Origin of the sequence: Salinicola sp. JS01, from assembly GCF_030284585.1 — a bacterium.
In the GTDB taxonomy this organism is placed as follows: Bacteria; Pseudomonadota; Gammaproteobacteria; order Pseudomonadales; family Halomonadaceae; genus Salinicola.
Genome location: NZ_CP127244.1, coordinates 1,867,040 through 1,888,213, shown reverse-complemented (window position 1 = coordinate 1,888,213; position 21,174 = coordinate 1,867,040). Strand labels below are relative to the sequence as shown.

Annotated in this window: 17 protein-coding genes; 10 read left to right on the top strand and 7 right to left on the bottom strand. The window is 66.8% G+C overall.

From position 1 onward, the window contains the following. Window positions 1-57: 57 nt before the first annotated feature. The 4 genes from QO259_RS08505 to gorA all read right to left on the bottom strand — a co-directional run bounded on the left by QO259_RS08505 (window position 58) and on the right by gorA (window position 4,144). Window positions 58-453, bottom strand: a complete 396-nt coding sequence (locus QO259_RS08505; RefSeq protein WP_035473384.1) for an ectoine synthase — start codon at window positions 451-453, stop codon at window positions 58-60. Window positions 454-572: 119 nt separating this feature from the next. Continuing rightward, window positions 573-1,838 carry a diaminobutyrate--2-oxoglutarate transaminase gene (gene ectB, locus QO259_RS08500; RefSeq protein ID WP_285952496.1) on the bottom strand — a complete coding sequence of 422 codons (1,266 nt, stop codon included), beginning with the start codon at window positions 1,836-1,838 and terminating at the stop codon, window positions 573-575. Window positions 1,839-1,923: 85 nt separating this feature from the next. After that, complete coding sequence (gene ectA / locus QO259_RS08495) at window positions 1,924-2,502, bottom strand: diaminobutyrate acetyltransferase (RefSeq protein ID WP_106420690.1); 579 nt, start codon at window positions 2,500-2,502, stop codon at window positions 1,924-1,926. Window positions 2,503-2,770: 268 nt separating this feature from the next. Continuing rightward, window positions 2,771-4,144 (bottom strand): glutathione-disulfide reductase, encoded by a 1,374-nt coding sequence (gene gorA / locus QO259_RS08490; RefSeq protein ID WP_285952495.1) that lies wholly within the window; start codon window positions 4,142-4,144, stop codon window positions 2,771-2,773. 295 nt (window positions 4,145-4,439) lie between these two features. Here gorA and can point away from each other — a divergent pair, with 295 nt between their 5' ends. The 10 genes from can to QO259_RS08445 all read left to right on the top strand — a co-directional run bounded on the left by can (window position 4,440) and on the right by QO259_RS08445 (window position 14,249). Beyond that, complete coding sequence (can, locus tag QO259_RS08485; protein ID WP_035473387.1) at window positions 4,440-5,072, top strand: carbonate dehydratase; 633 nt, start codon at window positions 4,440-4,442, stop codon at window positions 5,070-5,072. Between the two features lie 64 nt (window positions 5,073-5,136). Then, window positions 5,137-6,798, top strand: coding sequence for an ABC transporter substrate-binding protein (locus tag QO259_RS08480; RefSeq protein ID WP_285952494.1), 1,662 nt, complete (start codon window positions 5,137-5,139; stop codon window positions 6,796-6,798). Between the two features lie 31 nt (window positions 6,799-6,829). Beyond that, on the top strand, window positions 6,830-7,804 hold the full coding sequence (locus QO259_RS08475) for an ABC transporter permease (protein WP_502949136.1): 975 nt from the start codon (window positions 6,830-6,832) through the stop codon (window positions 7,802-7,804). A gap of 32 nt (window positions 7,805-7,836) precedes the next feature. Then, the gene (locus tag QO259_RS08470; protein WP_285952753.1) at window positions 7,837-8,751 is read left to right on the top strand and encodes an ABC transporter permease; all 915 of its coding nucleotides are present in this window, start codon (window positions 7,837-7,839) and stop codon (window positions 8,749-8,751) included. A 5-nt stretch (window positions 8,752-8,756) separates the two neighbouring features. Beyond that, a complete protein-coding gene (locus tag QO259_RS08465) occupies window positions 8,757-9,806 on the top strand; it encodes an ABC transporter ATP-binding protein (RefSeq protein ID WP_285952493.1) in 1,050 nt (349 codons plus the stop codon). Further along, the gene (locus tag QO259_RS08460) at window positions 9,790-10,884 is read left to right on the top strand and encodes an oligopeptide/dipeptide ABC transporter ATP-binding protein (protein ID WP_285952492.1); all 1,095 of its coding nucleotides are present in this window, start codon (window positions 9,790-9,792) and stop codon (window positions 10,882-10,884) included. The genes QO259_RS08465 and QO259_RS08460 overlap by 17 nt, the downstream gene beginning before the upstream one ends. Window positions 10,885-10,961: 77 nt before the next feature. Next, a complete protein-coding gene (locus QO259_RS08455; RefSeq protein ID WP_285952491.1) occupies window positions 10,962-11,891 on the top strand; it encodes a LysR family transcriptional regulator in 930 nt (309 codons plus the stop codon). Continuing rightward, entirely contained in the window at window positions 11,869-12,489 is a 621-nt protein-coding gene (locus QO259_RS20260; protein ID WP_353057321.1) for a hypothetical protein, read from the top strand. Before QO259_RS08455 ends, QO259_RS20260 begins: the two co-directional genes overlap by 23 nt. A gap of 6 nt (window positions 12,490-12,495) precedes the next feature. Beyond that, a complete protein-coding gene (locus QO259_RS20255; RefSeq protein ID WP_353057328.1) occupies window positions 12,496-13,200 on the top strand; it encodes a M24 family metallopeptidase in 705 nt (234 codons plus the stop codon). Next, complete coding sequence (locus tag QO259_RS08445) at window positions 13,200-14,249, top strand: hydrolase (RefSeq protein WP_285952490.1); 1,050 nt, start codon at window positions 13,200-13,202, stop codon at window positions 14,247-14,249. Before QO259_RS20255 ends, QO259_RS08445 begins: the two co-directional genes overlap by 1 nt. A 168-nt stretch (window positions 14,250-14,417) precedes the next feature. Here the strand turns inward: QO259_RS08445 and msrA are convergent, their stop codons facing one another. The 3 genes from msrA to tamA all read right to left on the bottom strand — a co-directional run bounded on the left by msrA (window position 14,418) and on the right by tamA (window position 21,171). Beyond that, window positions 14,418-15,056 (bottom strand): peptide-methionine (S)-S-oxide reductase MsrA, encoded by a 639-nt coding sequence (gene msrA / locus QO259_RS08440; protein WP_285952489.1) that lies wholly within the window; start codon window positions 15,054-15,056, stop codon window positions 14,418-14,420. A gap of 74 nt (window positions 15,057-15,130) precedes the next feature. Beyond that, entirely contained in the window at window positions 15,131-19,351 is a 4,221-nt protein-coding gene (gene tamB / locus QO259_RS08435; RefSeq protein WP_285952488.1) for an autotransporter assembly complex protein TamB, read from the bottom strand. Next, the gene (tamA, locus tag QO259_RS08430; RefSeq protein ID WP_285952487.1) at window positions 19,315-21,171 is read right to left on the bottom strand and encodes an autotransporter assembly complex protein TamA; all 1,857 of its coding nucleotides are present in this window, start codon (window positions 21,169-21,171) and stop codon (window positions 19,315-19,317) included. Before tamA ends, tamB begins: the two co-directional genes overlap by 37 nt. Window positions 21,172-21,174: the final 3 nt, after the last annotated feature.

Below are 21,174 nucleotides of genomic sequence, written 5' to 3'. Positions count from 1 at the left end.
CAGGGCTGCCCGTCTTTTTTGGTACTGCTTTTTCGTTACGTCCGTCAGGCGCGCAGATCACGCTTCCGGCGGCGCGTAGGAGCCATCTTCGCGGTGGACCTCGCGGCCCGTCAGCGCCGGCAGGAAGACACAGGCCACGGTCATGCCCTTCTCCTTGCCGCGCAGCCAGTGCTCATCGTGCTGATCGAGCAGGTACATATCACCGGCCTTGATGGTGTGGATCTTGCCATCGGCGATGGTCTCGACTTCACCCTCGCCCTCGTAGCAGAACACCGCCTCGATATGGTTCTTGTAGTGGATATGGGTTTCCGTGCCCGGGTGGATCCGGGTGATGTTGAAGGAGAAACCGCAGTTGTCGTCGGCCAGCATCAGACGGGTGCTGTCCCAGTTGCCATTCTCGGCTTCGACGAAACGCTCGGTCTTACGGCACTCTTCCAGGTTACGTACGATCATCGATTCTGCTCCTTGGGGATGAACTCGGGGTCTGCCTGCGCGAGACAGGCCCCGGGGTGACACTTACCCGGCGCGGCATCCGTGAACCCGGCGCCCGCGCCGGCCAGAGACGTCATGTCTCAACCAATGGCTTCTTCCACGCTGCGCTCGAGAATATCCAGCCCTTCGAGCAGATCTTCGTCACTGATCACCAGCGGGCACAGGCACTTGATCACCTGGCCGTCATGGCCGGCTGTCTCGATGATCAGGCCGTTCTCGAACGCCTTGGCGGTGATCTTGTCGGCGATCTCGCCCTTGCGCACGTCGATACCGCGCATCAGACCACGGCCGCGCTCACTTGCTTCATGGCCGCGCTCGGTCAGCCAAGCCGCGATCTTGGTGAAGCGCTCCTCGACGATACGGCCCTTGCGCTGGACGTCGCGCTCGAGCTTGTCATCACTCCAGAAGTGCTTGAACGCGGCAGCGGCGGTGACGAAAGCCATGTTGAAGCCGCGGAAGGTGCCGTTGTATTGGCCCGGTTTCCACTTGTCCAGCTCGGGGCGCATCAGCACATGGGCAAACGGCAGACCGTAAGCCGAGAGCGACTTCGAGTTGGTCACGATGTCGGGCACGATACCGGCGTGCTCGAAGCTGAAGAACTTGCCGGTACGCCCGCAGCCGGCTTGGATATCATCGACGATCAGCAGAATGTCGTGGGCCCGGCAAATGCTCTCCAGGCGTTTCAGCCAGTCGAGGCCGGCGGGATTGATACCGCCCTCGCCCTGCACGGTCTCGACGATGACACCGGCGGGCACGTCGAGGCCGCCGGAGTTGTCGCCCAGCAGTTTCTCGAAGTAGTCGAGGGTGTCGTTGCCATCACCCAGATAGCCATCGAACGGCATGAAGCTGGCGCCCTGGGTGGGGATGCCGCCGGTGGCTTCGCGGAACTTGCGGTTACCGGTGGTCGCCAGTGCCCCCATGGTCACGCCGTGGAAGCCGTTGGTGAAGGTGACAATGTTGTGGCGACCCTTGGCGACTCGCGCCAGGCGGATCGCCGCCTCGACCGCGTTGGTGCCGGTCGGCCCCGGCAGATGCACCTTGTAGTCGAGACCGCGCGGCTTGAGGATCACCTCTTCCAGGGTTTCCAGATAGTCGCGCTTGGCCTGGGACCACATGTCGAGCCCGTGGGTGATGCCGTTACTGGTGATGTAGTCGACCAGCGCTTCCTGCAGCTTGGGGTGATTGTGGCCGTAGTTGAGCGTACCGGCACCGGCGAGAAAGTCGATGTACTCGCGCCCGGCCTCGTCGGTCAGACGCGCGCCCTTGGCTTTGGTGAAGACGGTCGGGAAAGAGCGCGAATAAGTCCGTACCTCGGACTCCATACGTTCGAGAATCTGGGTCTGCATGCAACCTCCCTGGCTGATGATATGCAAGTGATGAAGCTTGGAGACGGCCCGGCAGCGTGGAATGACCGGCTGCCGGCGCCGGAAGTCAGATGTGCTGCGGATCGAACGGACCGATACGGACCAAATTTTCCGGGTCGTGTTCGCCGCCGAGCTGATCGGTGGAGAAGTATTCGCGGCTGATCAGCGGTGCCTGCCAGCGGTCCGCCAGCCGCTTGAACAGCCCCCAGGACGCCTGGTTGTCCGGGGTGATGGTGGTCTCGAGATGATTGACGCCGGCAAGCTCCGGGCGGCTCAGCACCGCCTCCACCAAGCGGCGGGCCAGCCCCGTACCGCGCGCCTTCTCGCCTACCGCGACCTGCCACAGAAAGTAGATGTCGGGTGCAGCAGCCTTGACGTAGCCGGAGACGAAACCAACGATCTCGCCCTCCTCGGTGGTCGCCACGGCGCAGCTGTCGCGGAACTGCGTTGCCAGCAGCAGGTAGGCGTAGCCGGAGTTCACATCGAGCGGCGGACACGCCTTGACCAGCTCGTAGATGCCCCAGCCGTCCTCCGTGGTCGGCTTGCGGATGAACAGCGGCATGTCGGGCTTGCCGACCACCGCGTCTGCCACCGTGGGTCTGGCCAGATCCGCCGAAGGGGTGAATGCCGGGTTGGGATTGGTCATCTTGTCCATCGCCATGACTAATGTCTTAACAGGATAACAAGGTGTTGCGCCTGCTTCAAACGGCAGGTTATCCACCCATCCGATTTCAATAAACAATGGTTATGTGATATTGACGAGCGTCTTGGAGACACCGTCAATCGCAGCTTCCAGTCTAGACCAGCAGGGAAAAAACGCCCGGGGCAGGATCACGGAGGAGACGGCGGACGACCGTCCGCCAACGCAAACGGCCACCCGTGGGTGGCCGTCGATGTGCACTGTGCTGGGAGGTTCAGCGGCGGGTGACGCTGCGCATGGTGACGAACTCTTCCGCCGCGGTCGGGTGGATACCCACGGTGGCGTCGAAGTCGCGTTTGGTCAGCCGAGCGCGGACAGCGATGGCCAGACCCTGGATGATCTCGCCGGCTTCTTCACCGACCATGTGGGCGCCTACCACGCGATCGCTCTCGTCATCGACGATCAGCTTCATCAGGCAGCGCTCGTCACTGCCGGAGAGGGTGTGCTTCATCGGTCGGAAGTCAGCGCTGTAGACCCGGATCGCCGCATAGCGCTCGCGCGCGGCCTCTTCGGAGAGCCCCACGGTACCGATATTGGGGTGGCAGAAGACGGCGGTGGCGATGTCATCGTAATCGAGCGCCCCCGGGGTGCTGCCATCCTGGTGATCGACGAAGTGATGCGCTACCAGATGCATCGCCTCCGCCAGCGCGACGGGCGTCAGTTCCGGCCCGCCGGTGACATCGCCAATCGCCAGGATCGACGGAATCGATGTCTCGAAACGCTCGTTGACCTTGAGCGTACCATCGTCGTTCAGCGCCACGCCGAGGGTATCGAGACCCAGCCCTTCCAGATGCGGGCGGCGGCCGGTAGCCGCGAGTACCGCATCGACCTCGAGGCTCTCGCCATTGGTCAGGGTCACTTCCAGCCCGCTATCGAGCTGGCGAATTCGCTCGATGTTGGCCTCGAAGTGAAGATTGACGCCCTTCTTGGCCATCTCGTCGCGGGTGAACTCGCGCACTTCCTGATCGAATCCACGCAGGAACAGGTCACCGCGATAGATCAGATGAGTCTCGGCCCCCAGGCCATTGAAGATACTGGCGAACTCTACCGCGATATAACCACCGCCCAGCACCAGGAAGCGCTCGGGGAAGCGTTCGAGATCGAACACCTGGTTGGAGCTGATGGCGAGCTCGCTGCCTTCGAACGGCGGCACCCAGGGCCAGCCTCCCACTGCCACCAGGATCTTCTCGGCGCTGATACGCTCGCCGTCGATCTCCACGCTATGGGCATCCACGACCTTCGCGCGACCGTTGATTAGGGTCACGCCGGCGTTGTCGAGCAGCCGCCCGTAGATCCCGTTGAGACGCGTGATCTCAGCGACTTTGTTGTCGCGCAGCGTGGCCCAATCGAAGCTGGGCGCCTGCGGCAGGGTCCAGCCGAACCCGGCACTATCCTCGAAGGCGTCATGGAAGTGAGCGGCGTAGGAGTAGAGCTTCTTCGGCACGCAACCGACATTGACGCAGGTACCGCCGAGGTAGCGATCTTCGGCCACCCCCACGCGCGCCCCATTTGCCGCCGCGGTTCTCGCGGCACGCACGCCGCCGGAACCGGCGCCGATGACGAACAGGTCGTAATCGTAACTCGCCACTGTCTGACTCCTTGAAAAATGTTGTCGCGATCATACCAGCCCAGTTCGGGGGGCGGGAAAGACCTTGCCTATCAGGGCCATATATCCAGCCAATGCGACCCGCCCGCCGGCCCGGTCATCGCTCCAGCATAGTCGGCTCACGCGCGCGCTCCCCGGGTATCTCATCTGCGCTTCTCGACATGGCCCAATTCCCCTTCCCGGGTATCTCACTACGCATACCGATCGGAATAGCCTAGAATTCTTCCCTTCGTGCGGCGTCCAGCGTCCGTCTCCCTTCAGGTTTCAGGTGACCTCCATGAGCATCGACACGCTCCTCAAGCAGAACCGTCAATGGGCGGACAGCATCCAGCAGCAGGATCCCGATTTCTTCACGCGCCTTTCCCAGCAGCAGAACCCCGATTATCTGTGGATCGGCTGCTCCGATAGCCGCGTACCCGCCAACCAGATCGTCGATCTGCCGCCGGGCGAGGTCTTCGTTCACCGCAATGTCGCCAATCTGATCTATCACAACGACATGAACGCCCTCTCGGTGGTGCAGTTCGCCGTCGACGTGCTCAAGGTCAAGCACATCATGGTGGTCGGCCACTACGGCTGCGGTGGGGTCAAGGCGTCGATCACCGGCGGCGAGCACGGTATCGTCGACTACTGGCTGCACAGCGTCAGTGAGCTGTACCAGCAGCACAAGCGCGAACTCGAGGCGTTGCCGTTGGATGAGCAGGTGGACCGCCTGTGTGAGCACAACGTCCGCCTGCAGGTCGCCAATCTGTGCCGGACCAAGATCATCCAGCGCGCCTGGGAGCGCGAACAGCCGCTGTCGGTGCACGGTTGGGTCTACGGGCTCAAGGATGGCCGCGTCAACGATCTCGGCTGCACCGTATCGCGTGCCGACCAGACCGGCACCATCCGCATCATGCCAGGCGCCTGCTGAGCGACTGGAGCGATCACCACGTCGCCGATCGATGACAATAGACAAGCACTTCGATGAGGCACGCATGCGCAACAGCAACCGGTTCGAAGCCCGGCAAGCCGCTCTTTTCAAGGCGCGACGATGGCGGCTCCTGAGCGCGCTCCTGCTCTGCGTCTGCGCGCTCTCGGCGACGGCCCGTGCCGACGATGTCACCCTCGACGTGGCCTACGACACCCTGCCGGTATCGCTGGATATTCATGAGCAGCTCACGGTGGGCGTGCTCAGATTGGCGCACCTGGTGTTCGACCCATTGGTACGCTGGGACCGCCACCTGGGGCTAGAACCGCGCCTCGCCACGTCCTGGGAGCGTCTGGACGACACCACCCTGCGCCTGCACCTGCGCCGTGGGGTGCATTTTCACAGCGGCAACCTTTTCACCGCCCGCGATGTTGCCTGGACCGTGGCGCGGCTCAAGCGCAGCCCCGACTTCAAGGCGATCTTCGCCCCCATCGTCGACGTCACGGTGGTCGACGATGCCACCGTCGACCTGCATACGCGACGCCCCTTTCCGCTGCTGCTCAACCTGGCGACCTACATCTTTCCCATGGATAGCCGCTTCTACAGTGGCGAGCGCCCGGCGACTACCGCTGACGGCCAGAGTCAGAACAAGGCGGCGATCGTCAAGGGTGGCGATACCTTCGCCTCGCGCCATATGTCGGGTACCGGGCCGTTCGAGGTCACCCGCTTTCAACCCGGCGCGCGGATCGAGCTGACACGTTTCCCCGACTATTGGGATCACGCCTCGCCGGGCAATGTCGAGCACCTCTCGGAGGTGGCGATCGGTGAGAGTGCGACTCGGGTGGCGGCCCTGCTGGCCGGCGATGTCGATTTCATCGCGCCGGTGCCGGCCACCGCCCTGAGCCGCCTCGATCACGCCCCCGGGATCGATCTGGTCACCATGCCCGGGGTACGCATCACCCTGCTGCAACTCAATCAGCGCCGGGTGCCGGCTTTCCGCGATCGCCGCGTGCGCCTGGCGATGAATTACGCCGTCGATCAGCGCGCGATCGCCAAGCACCTACTCGAGGGATTCGTCACCCCGGCGGCGCAGATGTCCCCTGAGGGGTATGCCGGGCACGACGATCAGCTCACACCGCGCTACGATCTGGCCAAGGCCCGACGCCTGATGCGCGAGGCCGGTTATCCGGATGGCTTCGAAGTCACCCTGATGGCGCCCAACAACCGCTATGTCAACGACGCCCAGACCGCGCAGGTAGCGCTGGCCGTGGCAGCGATGCTGGCCAAGATCCATATCCGGGTCGATTTCAAGACGCTGCCGAAGAATCAGTACTGGACGGAATACGACCGCCGCGCCGCCGATATCATGATGATGGGGTGGTACTCGGACACCGGCGACTCGGCCAACTTCTTCGAATACCTCACCTTCTGCCCCGATAGCCGCAGCGGCACCGGCCAGTACAATGCCAGCGAGTACTGCAACCCGGAGCTCGACTCGCTGGTCGCGCTGGCCAACAGCGAGACCGACATGCGCCGGCGCACCAGCATGCTGCGCCAGGCCGAAGCGATGGTCTATGCCGACGCCCCGTTCATCCCGCTCTACTGGCAGAATCTGGCCTGGGCGGCGTCAGATCGGGTCGCCATCGAGCCGGTGCTCAACGTCATGAACATGCCCTACCTGGGTGATGTGGTGGTGACACCGCGCGCCACAGAGACCCACAGCCGCTGAGCGTACGCGCTGGGGAAAGGAGAGACGCTGGATGTCGATGACGCGCTTTCTGTTCAAGCGCTTGCTACAGGCGGTAGGGGTACTGCTGGCGATCAGCCTGATCGCTTTCTTGCTGCGCGACGCCCTGCCCGGCGCGGATGCGAACGGCAGCGGCGTAGCCTGGCGTCGCTATCTGCAGTTCCTGGGACAGCTGTTGCGACTCGACTTCGGCACCTCGAGCTTTTTCCATCGCCCGGCGCTCGAGGTGGTGCTCGGCTACCTGCCGGCGACCCTGGAGCTGGTGATCGCGGGCGGGCTGCTCACCGCCCTGTTCGCCGCGCCGCTGGGAATCTACAGCGCGATCAAGCCACACGCCGCCGGGGCGCGCCTGATCCTGCGCTTGGCGGCACTGGGCGTCTCGCTGCCGGTGTTCCTGACGGCCATTCTACTGATCCAGGTATTCTCACTGGGCCTTTCCAGCGCTGCGTCCGGCGACTCCGCGGGCTGGCTGGCCAGCCTCGGTGGCATGCCCGCCTATGGGCGCGGCAATCCGGTAGCGCTGTGGGGCGGCTGGGCGACCAACTTCGCCTCGTGGCAGGGGCTCGCCTATCTCGCCCTGCCGGCGCTGTCGCTGGCCGCGGGCATGCTGCCGCTATTCGTGCGTCTGATCCATACCGAGATGCGCCGCGTGCTGGCGAGCGACTATATCCGCTTCGCCCGCGCCCGCGGGTTGTCACCATGGCGGATCTACGCCCGCCATGCACTCAAGAATGCGCTGCTGCCGGTGGTGACCCTGGGTGGCATCCAGCTCGGTTCACTGATGGCTTATACCCTGCTGGTCGAGAGCGTGTTCCAGTGGCCCGGGGTGGGGCTGATGTTCCTCGATGCGGTGGAGCGCGGCGACCGCCCGCTGATCGTGACCTATCTGCTGGTGGCCGGCGTGCTGTTTCTACTGATCAACACTCTGGTCGATCTCTGCTGCCGGCTGCTCGATCCTCGGGTCGTGGCGCCAGGAGGTATCCAGTGAATCCGGCCTCCTCGAGGGTGTCGTCGGGTCCGCTGGCGAGCGCGCTGCGCAGCCTCGCGCGGCGTCGCCGGCTATGGCTGTGCCTGGGCCTATTCCTGCTTCTCGCGGGCGCGGCGCTGATGGCCCCCTGGCTCGCGCCCAGTGACCCCTACGATCTCTCCCAGGTCGAGCTGCGCGACTCCCTGCGCCCGCCGTGGTGGCTCGCCGACAGCCTGCCCGGCCACCCGCTGGGCACCGATATCCAGGGCCGCGACCTGCTCTCGCTGATGCTCTACGGCGCGCGGGTGTCGCTGGCGATCGGCCTCGGCGCGGTGCTGCTGCAGCTGCTGCTGGGAGTGACCCTGGGGCTGCTCTCCGGCTATCGCGGTGGGCGCCTCGACGCCCTGCTGATGCGCTGGGCGGACGTCCAGTTGGCGTTTTCCACCCTGATGATGGCGATCGTGATCGGGGCCGTGGTCAAGGCCGCTTTCGGCGGCGCCTTCTACGGCCACTACGGGATCTGGCTGCTGATCCTGATCATTGGTCTCAGCGAGTGGCCGCTCTATGCGCGTACGGTGCGCGCCAGCGTGATGGCGGAAAAGCGCAAGGAGTACATCGAAGCGGCGCGGGTACTGGGCTTCTCGGCACCGCGCATCGTGCTGCGCCACCTGCTGCCCAATACCCTGCCGGCGCTGCTGGTGATCTCGGGGGCCCAGATCGGCCAGGCGATCATGGCCGAAGCGGCACTCTCCTTTCTCGGCCTGGGCCTGCCCGAGACCCAGCCATCGCTGGGGTCGCTGATCAAGTCCGGGTTCGACTATCTGCAGTCCGGGGCCTGGTGGATCACCCTGCTGCCCGGGGCCTATCTGGTTCTCACGGTGCTGGCGGTCAATCTGCTGGGTGACGCCTGGCGCGAGCATCTCGACCCGTATCGGGTACCCGTCGCCCTCAGATCGAGGGGAGGATAGCGCGCATGGCACTGCTGGAAGTCGACGATCTCAGCGTGCACTTCACGCTGCCCGGGACGGTGCTGAAGGCCGTGGCCGGGGTGAGCTTTCACCTGGGGCGCGGCGAGTGCCTGGGCATCGTCGGTGAGTCCGGTGCGGGCAAGTCGGTACTCGGTTTCAGTCTGGTCAATCTGCTGGCGCCACCGGGTCGCATCGCCAGCGGCCGCATCCGCCTCGAAGGGCGCGAATTGACCACACTCTCCGAGCGGCGCTGGCGCGCCATTCGAGGCCGGCGCATGGCGATGGTGTTCCAGGACCCCCGCACGACGCTCGATCCGCTGTTCACCGTGGGCCAGCAGATGCACGAGACCCTACGCGCCCATCGGCGTCTTTCCCGACGTCTGGCGCGCAGGATGGTCCTGCATCGGCTGCACCAGGTGGGCCTCGAAGCGCCGGAGAGTCAGCTTTCACGCTATCCGCACCAGCTCTCCGGTGGCCAGTGTCAGCGGGTGGTGATCGCCATGGCGCTGCTGCTCGACCCGGACATCATCATCGCCGACGAGCCCACGACCGCGCTGGATGTCACCACCCAGGCCGAACTCGTCGCCCTGCTCACCTCACTCTGCCGGACTCTCGACCTGAGCCTGATCGTGATCTCCCACGATCTCGCGGTGATCCAGCAGCTGACCCAGCGCGTGCTGGTGATGTACGCCGGTCGGGTGGTCGAGAGCGGCCCGACGCGTGAAGTGATCAACGACCCCCAGCATCCCTATACCCAGGCGCTGATCGATGCGCTGCCGCAGATGTATCCGCCGCGGGCACCGCTGCGCCCGATCCCCGGCAGCCCGCCCGCGCCTGGCGCAGCGCCCACCGGCTGCACCTTTCATCCACGCTGCCGTTACCGTCATGCAGGGGACTACGATTTGCGCCGGCGCTGCGAGGGGATATCCCCCGGGCTCATCCCCAGCAGCGGCAGCGAAGTCGCCTGCCACTGGGTGGCGCAGCTGATCGCCCATGAAATGATCGACCACGAGGCGGTCGATTCAGCGGAGGTGCACGATGAATCGCTCGGCTGACGCGCGTGCCACGCCAGCATCCGCCGCGGACTCCTCGCTCGCTGCCCTCGGCGAGCCCGCGGATATCGCGCCGCCGCTGCTCGAGGTGCGCGCGCTGAGCCACCGCTATCGCTTGCCGCGGGGCGTGTTCGGCCGGCGCCGGCCTATGGATATCCAGGCTCTGAACGCGGTCAGCCTGACACTCTGGCGCGGCGATGCGCTCTGCGTGGTGGGCGAGTCGGGCAGCGGCAAGTCGACCCTGGCACGCCTGATCATGGGGCTGCTGACCTCAGAGGCAGGCGAGGTGCACTATGCCGGGACGCGCATCGACCATCTCGAGGCACGTCAGCGCCAGCGCTATCGCCGGCGCATGCAGATGATCTTTCAGGACCCCTATGCCTCGCTCAATCCGCGTCTGCGTATCGCCCAGGCACTGGAAGAGCCGATCCATGTGCACTTCCCGGAGGCATCACGCCAGCAGGTGCGCGAGCGGGTAGAAGCCCTGATGAGCGACGTCGGGCTCGATCGCGGCTGGGGCGAGCGCTACCCCCACGAACTCTCCGGCGGACAGCGCCAGCGCGTGGCCATCGCCCGGGCGCTGAGCGTCTCACCGGAGCTGATCGTCGCCGACGAGCCGCTGTCTGCGCTGGATCTTTCGGTCCAGGCTCAGGTGCTCAACCTGCTCGTCGACACCCAGCTCGCCCGCCGCCTGACCTATCTGTTCATCAGCCATGATCTCGCCGTGGTCGAGTATCTGGCGACCCATGTCGCCGTGCTCTACCGCGGCACGCTGTGCGAGGTCGGGCCGGCAGCACAGATCTTCGGCGCACCGCGCCACCCTTACACCCGAGCGCTGCTGGCAGCGCGGCCGCGTTTCGACGAGGCTGGCGCCCAGGGCACCGCCGCCAGCACCGATACACCCGCTGACATAGCGGCCACCGTGGGCTGCGTCTACAGCCACCACTGCCCCCTGGCCACGCCGCGCTGCGCGCGGGAGCCACCACGCCTGCAGGCACTCGGTGACGGGCACGCGGTCGCCTGCCATGCCCTCGACGCAGGCGCCGTGCAGAGGGACGCGCAGGCGCACCCGCGACCGTGATCATGACGGCACCACGTCCTTGAATTCGGTCCACCACAATTCGATTCACCACAGTTCGATTCATCACAGAGAGCCGCATGGAACTACGCTGGCTGGAAGACTTCATCGTCTTGGCCGAAACCCGCCACTTCTCCCGGGCTGCCGAACAGCAGAACGTGACGCAGCCGACCTTCTCGCGCCGCATCAAGCTGCTCGAGGAGGCGATGGACGCGACCCTGGTCAACCGCCAGACGATGCCGCTCAGCCTGACCCCGGCGGGTGAAGAGTTCCTGACGCTGTGCAAGCAGATCACCGAGCGGGTGCGGGTGACCCGCGAGCGCTTGCAGCATCTGCATCACGACGCCACCCGGCGCCTCAGACTGGCGGCACCGCAGAGCCTGCTCACCCACTTCGTGCCCGGGTGGCTCGAGCAGCACGCACTCCACGCCCGGATCGAGCCCTATCTGCGCGCCACCAGCTGGCTGATCGGCGACTATGTCGAAGCGCTCGAACGCGGCGAGGTGGATCTGGCGCTCTGCTACTGGCCCGAGGGGCGCATGGCCCTGGACCTGGATCTGAGCGGCCTGCGCTACCTGACACTGGGCGAGGAGCTGCTGGTACCGGTGAGCGCCGCCGATGGCGCCGGCATGCCACGCTTCAGCCTGCCCGGTGACAAGCGCCGCCCGCTGCCGCATATCGCCTATCATGCCAGTGGACTGATCGCCGCCGCGCTCAGGGCACACTGGGACCGTTCGCGCCAGGAGGTCCATCTGAGTACCCTCAACGAGAGCGTGCAGACCTCCAATATCCGCGAGCTGGTGCTGCAGGGCTATGGCCTGGGCTGGCTGCCCTTCCGCACCGTGCGCCAGGCGCTGGCCCAGGGCGAACTGACCCGCGCCGGCGACCGTCGCTGGGACGTGCCGCTGTCGATCCGTCTCTATTTCCGTCACGATGGCCGCCATCCGGCACTTCACGACACGCTGGCCCAACTTCAGGAAGGACTCGATGACCTCCACCGATCGCGATAGCGCCCACCGGGCTCACCTCGACCGCCTGCAGCAAGCCTACGCCGAGCTGCTCGAACACAGCGGTTTCGATGCCGTGCTGATCTACAGCGGCCACGCTCGCCCTCAGTATGGCGATGACCAGGAGTGCAGCTTCAGCGCCTTCGGGCATTTCGTTCACTGGACCGGCGCCCCTCACCACCAGCATGAGTGGCTGTGGATCGCCCCCGGCACCACGCCGCGCTGGTTCTACTACGCACCGACCGATTTCTGGCACCTGCCGACACCCCCGCCACAGGGGGTGCGCGCCGCGTGTCTCGACCCGACGCCGCTCTCCCAGCCGACCACGGCAGCAGCGCTGATCGGCGCCCAGCCGCGTGTGGCAGTGCTCGGCGACGTGCCCGCGGATGCCGTGCCCGCTACCGCCACGCTCAATCCGCCCAGCCTGCTGCACGCGCTCGATGAACTGCGGCTCTACAAGGACGACTACGAGAGCGACTGCCTGCGCCTGGCTAATCGGCAGGCCCTCGCCGGCCACGCCGCGGCTCGCGAGGCGTTCGCCGCCGGCGCCAGCGAGCTGGATATCCAGCTCGCCTATCTCGCGGCCACGCGTCAGCGCTAAAGCGAACTGGCCTATCAGAACATCGTCGGCATCAATGCCCACGCCGGTACTCTGCACTATCAGCACTACGCCACCCATGCGCCGGATACCCTGCGTTCGCTGCTGGTGGATGCCGGACACCGCCACGCCGGCTACTGCGCCGACATCACGCGTACCTGGGCGGCACTCGACGCCGACCCGCTGTTCGCGCCGCTGATCGAAGGAGTCACCGCGTTTCAGCAGCGCCTGATCGCCGAACTGGCGCCGGGGGTCGACTTCGTCGCCCTGCACCAGCGCATGCACCACTACCTGGGCGATTTGCTGGCTGATACCGGGATCGTCCGGGGCAGCGCCGAGGCCGCGGTGGCCAGCGGCCTGACGCGGGCTTTCTGCCCCCACGGCCTGGGTCACAGCCTGGGCGTGCAGGTGCACGATGTCGGTGGTCTTCAGCGTGATGCCAGCGGCACCCCGTTGCCACCGCCGACGGCTGACCCGGCACTGCGCCTGACGCGGACACTGGCGCCCGGCATGGTGGTGACGATCGAGCCCGGGCTCTACATCATTCCGTTCCTGCTCGCCCCCTTCCGCGAGGGTAGCGAGCGCCAGACGGTCGACTGGGATCGGGTCGACCGGCTCACCGATCACGGCGGTATTCGCATCGAGGACAACGTTCTGATCACCGCCGAGGGGCATGCCAACCTGACCCCGGCCTCGGCGCTCGACGCGCGGTGATGGCGACCGACAGGCAGCCGTGGGCGTTCTCCGCGGCCTTCGATCCGCCCGCCGCCCTGCGCAATCGCCATCTGCAGACCCTGCTGCCGCGCCTGCTGCCCAAACGGGCGCTGGCCCGGCGCACTGAAGTGGTCAATCTCCCCGATGGCGATTTCGTCGAGCTGGCCTGGGCGGAACCGGCCCCGCGCGACCCGCGGGCACCGATCTTCCTGCTGTTCCATGGCCTGGAAGGGTCGTTCGACTCACCCTATGCGCGTGAACTGCTCTACCAGGCCAGCACGCTCGGCTTTCGGCCGCTACTGATGCACTTTCGCGGCTGCGGGGCGGCGCCCAACCGCCTGCCCCGCGCCTATCACTCCGGCGATACCGCCGACGCCTACTGGCTCATCGGCCAGCTCGCCCAGCGCTATCCGCATGCGGAGATGGTCGCCGCCGGGGTCTCGCTGGGGGCCAACATGCTGCTCAAGCTGGTCGCCGAGCAGGGCCGCGATGACCTGGGGTTGAGTGGCGCCATCGCCATCAACGCCCCGCTCGACCTGGCCGCCTGTGCCGACGCCCTGGATCGTGGTGCCGCACGGCTTTACCAGCGCTATCTGCTGGGCCAGCTCAAGCGCAAGGTCGCGATGCGCATGGCCAGCGCCCCCTTCCCGCTGGCGCTGACGCCCAAACGGCTCGCCGCCCTGCGCACCTTCTGGGACTACGACGATGCGGTGACCGCCCCGCTGCACGGCTTCACCTCGGCCAGCGACTACTATCGCCGCGCCTCGGCCGGCCCGCTGCTGGGCGAGATCGAGGTACCCACGCTGATCCTGCATGCCAGTGACGACCCGTTCATGCCCAGCGATCTGCTGGCGCGAATTGCCGTGCCTTCGGCGAGCACGCGTGTGGAAGTGGCGCGCCATGGCGGCCACGTAGGCTATGTCGAGCGACGTGACGGGCGCTTGTGCTCATGGCTGTCGCGTCGCGTAGGCCAGCAACTGCTGGCGTGGATACCACAGCGGGAAACGACGATGCGGACGGCAATGCACTCGACACTCGAGGGTCGCTGAGCAGCGCGAGGGGTGAACGCAGCTCAAAGAAGTGCAGAAAGACGTGTGCAGAGTGCAGAGAGATGAGTGCGGAGAGAGTCGTGCATCGCTGAGCGGGGCCGGTCGAACCGGCCCCGTGCATGGGGAGGCGTTGAGCGGTGCTTGATCGGCCTCGGATAGAGAAGTCCCTCAGGCCGAGATCGGGCAGCTCACGCCGGTGCCTTTCAGCCCGCAGTAGCCGTTGGGATTCTTGGCCAGGTACTGCTGGTGATACTCCTCGGCATAATAGAAGGTCTCCAGCGGAGCGATCTCGGTGGTGATCGGCCCCAGGCCGCGCGCGGCCAGCGCTTCGGCGTAGTCATCGCGGCTCGCCTCGGCGATCTCGCGCTGGTCGTCGTCGAGGGTATAGATCGCCGAACGATACTGGGTGCCGAGATCGTTGCCCTGGCGCATGCCCTGGGTCGGATCGTGGGCCTCCCAGAACACCGCCAGCAGCTGCTCGAGCGACAGCCGCTGGGGATCGAACACCACCCGCACCACCTCGGCGTGGCCGGTCATTCCGGTGCAGGTCTCGTCGTAGGTCGGGTTGGGGGTGACGCCACCGGCGTAGCCCACCGCCGTGACCAGTACGCCATCGAGCTCCCAGAACAGCCGCTCGGCGCCCCAGAAGCAGCCGAGACCCAGCACGATCTCCTGACTGCCGGCGGGAAACGGCGGCAGCATCGAGGCGCCGCTGACGCGGTGCACGCCGCTGATGGCCAGCGGCGTGTCGCGGCCCGGCAGAGCCTGGCTGGCATCGGGGAGCGTAGCGGGACGTTGCTTGAACATGGTGTGTCTCCTGGTGGTCGCGGGTGAGCGGCATGTCCAGCCTGCCCACCCGCGCCGGCGCGTGGCCGCGATCCTCAGGGGCCGCCGCTGCGGCCCAGACTGAAGGTGTAGATGAGATCCAGCGCCTGCGCCGCCCCCGATACCGCCTGCAGGTAGAGGTTCTGGATCAGGCGATAGCGCAGGGTCAGCTCGGCGATGGGAGAGAATATGCCGACGCCATAGCTCACCTTCAAGTCATCGAAGACATAGCCGCTGACCACGACCTGGCTATCGTCGCCGGAGCCGGAGGCATCGAGGCTCAGATCCTGCACCCCGAAGCTCTCGCCCACCTTGCCGACGGCACTGCCGGTCTGCGACAACGACAGCCCGATCAGCGCCGAGGTCAAGGCGTCGTCACCCCCGCCGCTGTCGTCCGGCGCACGTCCGCGCAGGATATAGGAGAGCGCGCGGCTCTCGCTCATCGCCGGCTCGGAGAAGATGGTCAGACGCGGCGCCGAGGCCGGGCCGGTCACCCGCAGCCCGGCGATCACGTCGTCTTCGGTGGTGTCGGGGTTACGGATCGCCTCGAACTGCAGGTTGGGCTGCGAAGCCGGCCCGCTGAAGATCACCTGCCCCTGGCGAATGATCAGATCCTGACCGAAGGAGGTATAGGTGCCACCGATCAGATTGACATCGCCGTAGAGCTGTACGGGCCCGGTGCCCTGGCGAATCTCCAGCTCGCCGCGCAGCCCGGACTTCAGTCCGTAGGCCTCGAGCTTCATATCCGGCCCCAGGTGGAGCTTGACGCGGATATCGAGCTGCATGCCGGCCTCGGCCAGAGCCTGGGCAGTGCCCGCCCCCTCGTCATTGGCGCGCGCGGCGGCCGCTGCCTGCTGCTGGCGATCCTGCTCTTCGGTGATGATCACGGTATCGCTGCTGGGTACCTGCGCCGAGGCCGGTAGCTGGCCGATCTCGAGGCGCGCCCAGGGCACGCTGACATCGCCGCGCACCTGCAGCCGCTGCGGCGTGGCACGGATCTGTAGGTCCGGCGCGATGCGCAGGCGGCCGTAGGCCGGCATGGCGACCAGAATCGGCTGCTCCTTGCCGTCGATATTGACGTTGGCGCGCCAATCGGCGGGGTCCTGCCAGTCGGCATCACCACTTAGCGCCAAGCGCCCATCCTCACTCTGCACGTAGCCGTCGAGGGTCGAGGACTGGCCGGCCAGCGCCAGCGTCAGCCGGGCATCGGTCACCGCCACCGGTGAGACGCCCCCCTTGACCTTGACCCCGTCGATCACCAGGTTGCCGTTCAGCGCCGGCTCGGCGATGCTGCCGCCGAGCGCCACGTCACCATTGATGGCCCCTTCCAGCTGGCTGATGCCAGCGACCAGCGGGCGGTAAGGCGAGAAACGCAGATCATCGACGGCGAGCCGGCCCTGCAGGCGCCCCTCACCGGCTGGGTCGTCGATCTGCGCCTGCAGCTGCACCTGGCCGGCATCGGCGAGATTCAGGGTGACATCGGTTCGCGCACGCTGCTGATCGGCATCGAGGGTCAACGCCACCCGTGCCGCCGGTACCTGCCACGGCGCCCCGCGGGCATCGACCCCCGAGACCTGAGCCTGGGCATCGATATCGGCCTTGGCGGTCCAGGCCTGACCACCGCGGGACCAACTGGCGATGAGCTTGCCGGCGGTGCTGCCGGCGACCCGCCAGCCCTCGGGCATGAAGTCATCCAGCAGCGCCATCGGAATCTCGTCCAGCGCCAGCGCCGCCCGTCCCTGGTCGGCCGAGGCGGTCATGCGTTCGGTCAGACAGAGCGCGCCGCCCTGGCGGCGATCGAGACAGAATGGTGCCAGCGTCACACTGGAGGCCTGGAGGTCGGCGCTAAAATCGAGCGCGTCGCGCAGCGCGAGATCGCCATAGTCGGTGGCCGCCGATAGCGACGCCAGGGCGCCACGATAGTGGCGATGCGCGTCGTCCAGGCCGCCACGCAGGCGCAATGCCAGTTGCGATGCCGGCAGCCCCTCGCCACCGGCCACATCGAGCGACAGCTTATGCTGCGACAGCCGCCCGCCGAGGCCCAGCTCGAGGCGGCGAATCTGCTGATTGGCGGCGGCGATATCCGCCGCTTGCAGATCGACGTCGAACTGCGGATCCGCGGTGCCGGTGCTATTGGCCTTCAGCGTCAGTCGCCCCACGCGATTGTCGCCATAGGCGACGCCGCTGCCGTTGAGGTCGAGCGTCACGCTCGGCTTGTCGAGCGTGCCACGACCCTGGAACTGGCCGCGCAGCGCGCCGGCCAGCTGAGGCAGAATCGTGCCCAGTGCGGGGGCATCGATACGCCCGTCGATGTTCAATGCACGGTCGATGCTGCCGGTCGCCGTCACCCGGTTACGCCCCTGACGCAGGTCGAGCTGGCGAATGTGCCAGGCCATGTCGCTGTTGCCGTCGAGGCTCGCCGCCAGGCGCAGCTCGCGCTGCTGCAGGCGACCGTCGATGTCGAGCTGCGGCAGTGCCAGCTGCCAGCCGCCGTCGTGGCCCATGGCGAAGGCGGCCCGGGCCTGACCATTGAGCTGCCCGGTGACGGCCTGGGTGAAGGCTTCCAGCGGCAGCCGGCTGAGGTCGAGGCTCAGGTTGGCCGAGAGCAGCGGTGTCCAGCGCACGCTACCCTGGCTGCGCAGTTCACCGCCGTCGCTGGCGACCTCGAGCGGCTGCCAGTGGAACGCCTGCAGGTCGCCCTCGCCACGCACGCCGAGGGTGACCGGCGGCAGGCCCTGGCCCTGCCCGGCGAGATCGAGCCGCGCCTGGTAGGCCGCCAGCGACCCCGACAGCGACAGTGCCAGCCTGTCGAGCCGATACTGCGGCGTCGACGCCGGCGCTGGCGCTGGCGCGACGCCGGCGAGATCGCGGGCACTACGAATGGCACTGGCATCGAGGCCCCCGGGGAGCGCGCGGAACGTGGCGAAGGGCTGCGGCGCGAGCGGCCAGCGCAGGTCCTGACCGTTCAGCTCGAGGGTGAACGGTAGCCCCGGGGCAAAGGCTTGCAGCCGCGCCTTCAACGTAGCCTCGGCGACGCCGTGGGTGTGCAGCGTCAGATCCAGGTCGGCCAGCGTGCCGGAGACATCGAGGGTGGTCTGCTGGCCATAGAGAGGCGCACGAGTGATACGGCTACGCAGCGATAGCGCGATCGGCACCTCGCCGCTGAGCTCGACCCGGGCGCTGAGTTCGGCCTGGCCATCCGGCGCCTCGAGGGTCAGGCGACGAATCTCCAGCTGGCGATCGACCGCCGCCAGCGACAGCGTCAGGCGATCGAGCCGCTGCGGCGTAGGCCCGTTCAGGCTGACGTCGCGGATCGTCACACTGGGCACCTCCAGCTGTAGCGGCAGCGCAAAGTCGGGCAACTGCCGGCGCAGCGCCTGGAGCTGCTCCTCGATTGCCGCGACCTGCGGATCGGCGGCGTCCGTCGTCGCCGCCACGTTGGCCGCCGCGGCCAGCGTCAGCGGCGACAGCACCAGCGGGGGCAGCGTCTGCGATGGTGTGGCGCTAGACGGCGTCTGATCGGCGGTTACCTTGCCGCCGGTCATCGCTGGCGTACGCCCGTCGGGTGCCTCGCTCGCACTGGCTGATGCCGGGGATGTCGATGGGTAGAGGCTCTCGGCCGCCGCCAGCGCCGCGGGGCTGATCACACCCTCGCCCAGCGAGGCCTGCGCCAGCGTCTGCGACAGACCGTCATCGGTGGCCGCGGGCAGCGTGATATCGACACCCGCAAGGGTCGTCGGCGACAGCGTCAGCCGGTTGCCCTGCATACTGGCGCCGGTCTGGAAGTGATCCCAGTGCAGCGCGGTGCCGTCGGCGAGTTCGACCCCCACGTCGTTCAGGCGTACCTGACGGATCTCGATCGGCAGCGGCACCGCGATCGGACCCAGCGCCCCACCGCTGTCCTCTTGCGGCGGCGGCGCCTGGTTCTCGCTGGCCGCCAGGCGAATGCGCGCACCGGAAAGCGTGAGGTCGTCGAGGCACAGCTGCCCTTTCCACAGGCAGTCGTCCCCCCAGGCGAGGTGCAGGTGCGCCACCCGCAGCGACAGCGGGCCGGCGTCGAGCGCCAGGTCGTCGATGGTCAGCTCGTCGAGCGGCGCGCCCTCGAAGCGCGTTGCCTGAACCCAGCCGCGCGACTGCGCCTGCTCGAACAGCCACTGCGAGCCCCACGACGACAGCGCCACGCCCGCGAGCAGCAGTACCAGTCCCAGCAGCCACAGTAGCAGCCAGAACGCGAGCCGAATCAGAACTCCGGTCCGATGGAGAAATGGAGACGCCAAGAGTCCTCCTCGTCGTCAAACGGATGGGCGATATCGAAGCGAATCGGCCCCACGGGTGATATCCAGCGAATGCCCAGACCGGCACCGGTCTTGAGCGTATTCGGCCACCAGTCGTCGAAGGCGTTGCCGCTGTCGATGAAGCTCGCGCCCCAGAAGTTGCCACTGAGGTGGCGCTGGTACTCGAGGCTGCCGGTGAGCATCTGCTGGCCGCCGAGCAGCTCGCCGTCGGCGTTCTCCGGTGACAGGCTCTCATAGCCGTAGCCGCGGATGCTCTGATCGCCACCGGCGAAGAAGCGCAGCGATGGCGGCACCTTGTCGAAGGTATCGGTAGCCATGGCGCCGCCGCCGAGGCGCCACAAAAAGCGGTTCTCGCTGCCCAGCATACGGATCCACTGGGTGCTGAAGGTGGTCCGCACGAAGCGCGCGTCCGAGCCCCAGGCGGGGTCCGACCACTCCAGCGTGAGCTGCTGCCGGTCCCCCCAACTGGGGAAGGTCGGATTGCGCTTGCGTGTGCGTGACCAGCTGATCCCGGGATAGAGCAGCAGTACCGCGTCGTCCTGATCGGCCTGGGTGAAGTCTTCGTAGGTGGTCTGCCAGTAGAGATCCTGGCTCCAGCCGTTGGCGAACTCCCAGTGCCGCGCCAGCTGCACCGAGCTCTCGAAGCTCTTGGTGTCCTCGTTGTCGACGCTCTCCAGGCCGTAGCGCAGGTGGTAGCTGTCGCGCAGCGGGTTGGCCAGGGGAATGGTGTACTCGCCCGAGAAGCGCTGCTCCGGCGAAGAGAGATAGAGCGAGTTGGTCAGGCTGTGGCCGTAGCGGTTGAGCCACGGCATGGTCCACGAGAACTGGGTACGCGGGCCCACGTCGGTGGCATAGCCGATACCCACCTCGAACTGATGGCGATCGGCCGGGGTCACTTCGACATCCACCGGCACTATCTTGGGCTGGCTATCGGTCAGCTCGCGCGCGGCGCGCAGCCCCGGTCCGCCGAGCACGCGGGAGGTGTCCGCGGTGGTATCGCGCCCGGTCGCCTCCTGCCACCACAGGCTGGGCGCGAACGAGGGCGTGTCCTCGTTGACCCGCGGGCGCACCGCGACACCACGGAACCAGTCGGTCTGGCCGAGATTCTGATTGAGCGTGGCGAGGTCGCCGGCGATATACGGGTCGCCCGGGGCGAACGGCACCAGGTTGCGCAGCCGCTCGGGCTCGATCTGGCTGCCGCGGAAGTGCACGTGTCCGAAGCGGTAGCGGGTGCCGCTGTCGAGCTCCAGATAGATGCGCGCACTCTCCTCCCACGGGCGCACTTCGATACGCTGCTGGCTGAATCGCGCATCGAAATAGCCGCGTTCCAGCGCCAGCGTCGAGAGCCGGCTCTTGAAGCCATCGTAGCGCGAGTGCACCAGCGGATCGCCGACCTTGAGCGGGTTGTCCGCCATCACCTTGGTGAAGGCGTCGTCCTGGCGGGCATCGCCCTCGAGTTCGGCATCGACCTTGGTGATGCGGGTGCGCTCGCCGGGCTTGACGTCGATCACCACCCGCGCGTTGTCCTTGTCCGGGTAGTGCGTGGCCAGGGTCGCGCCGTAGTAGCCGAACGCCTGCAGCGCCTGCTCGGCGCGCTGACGTACCACGCCGTCGAGGCGCTCGCGGGTGGCCTGGCTGTCAGGCTCCAGTTCGGAGAGGATATCGACGATGTTGTCGGCCGGCGCGCCGCTGATGCCTTTCACCTCCACATCCAGCGCCCAGGCCTGACTAGCAAGGGGTAGTGTGACGATGGGTAGCGTGAGTAGCGTCAGTCCCGTCCGTAGGACCTTGAGCTGGGGCATGCA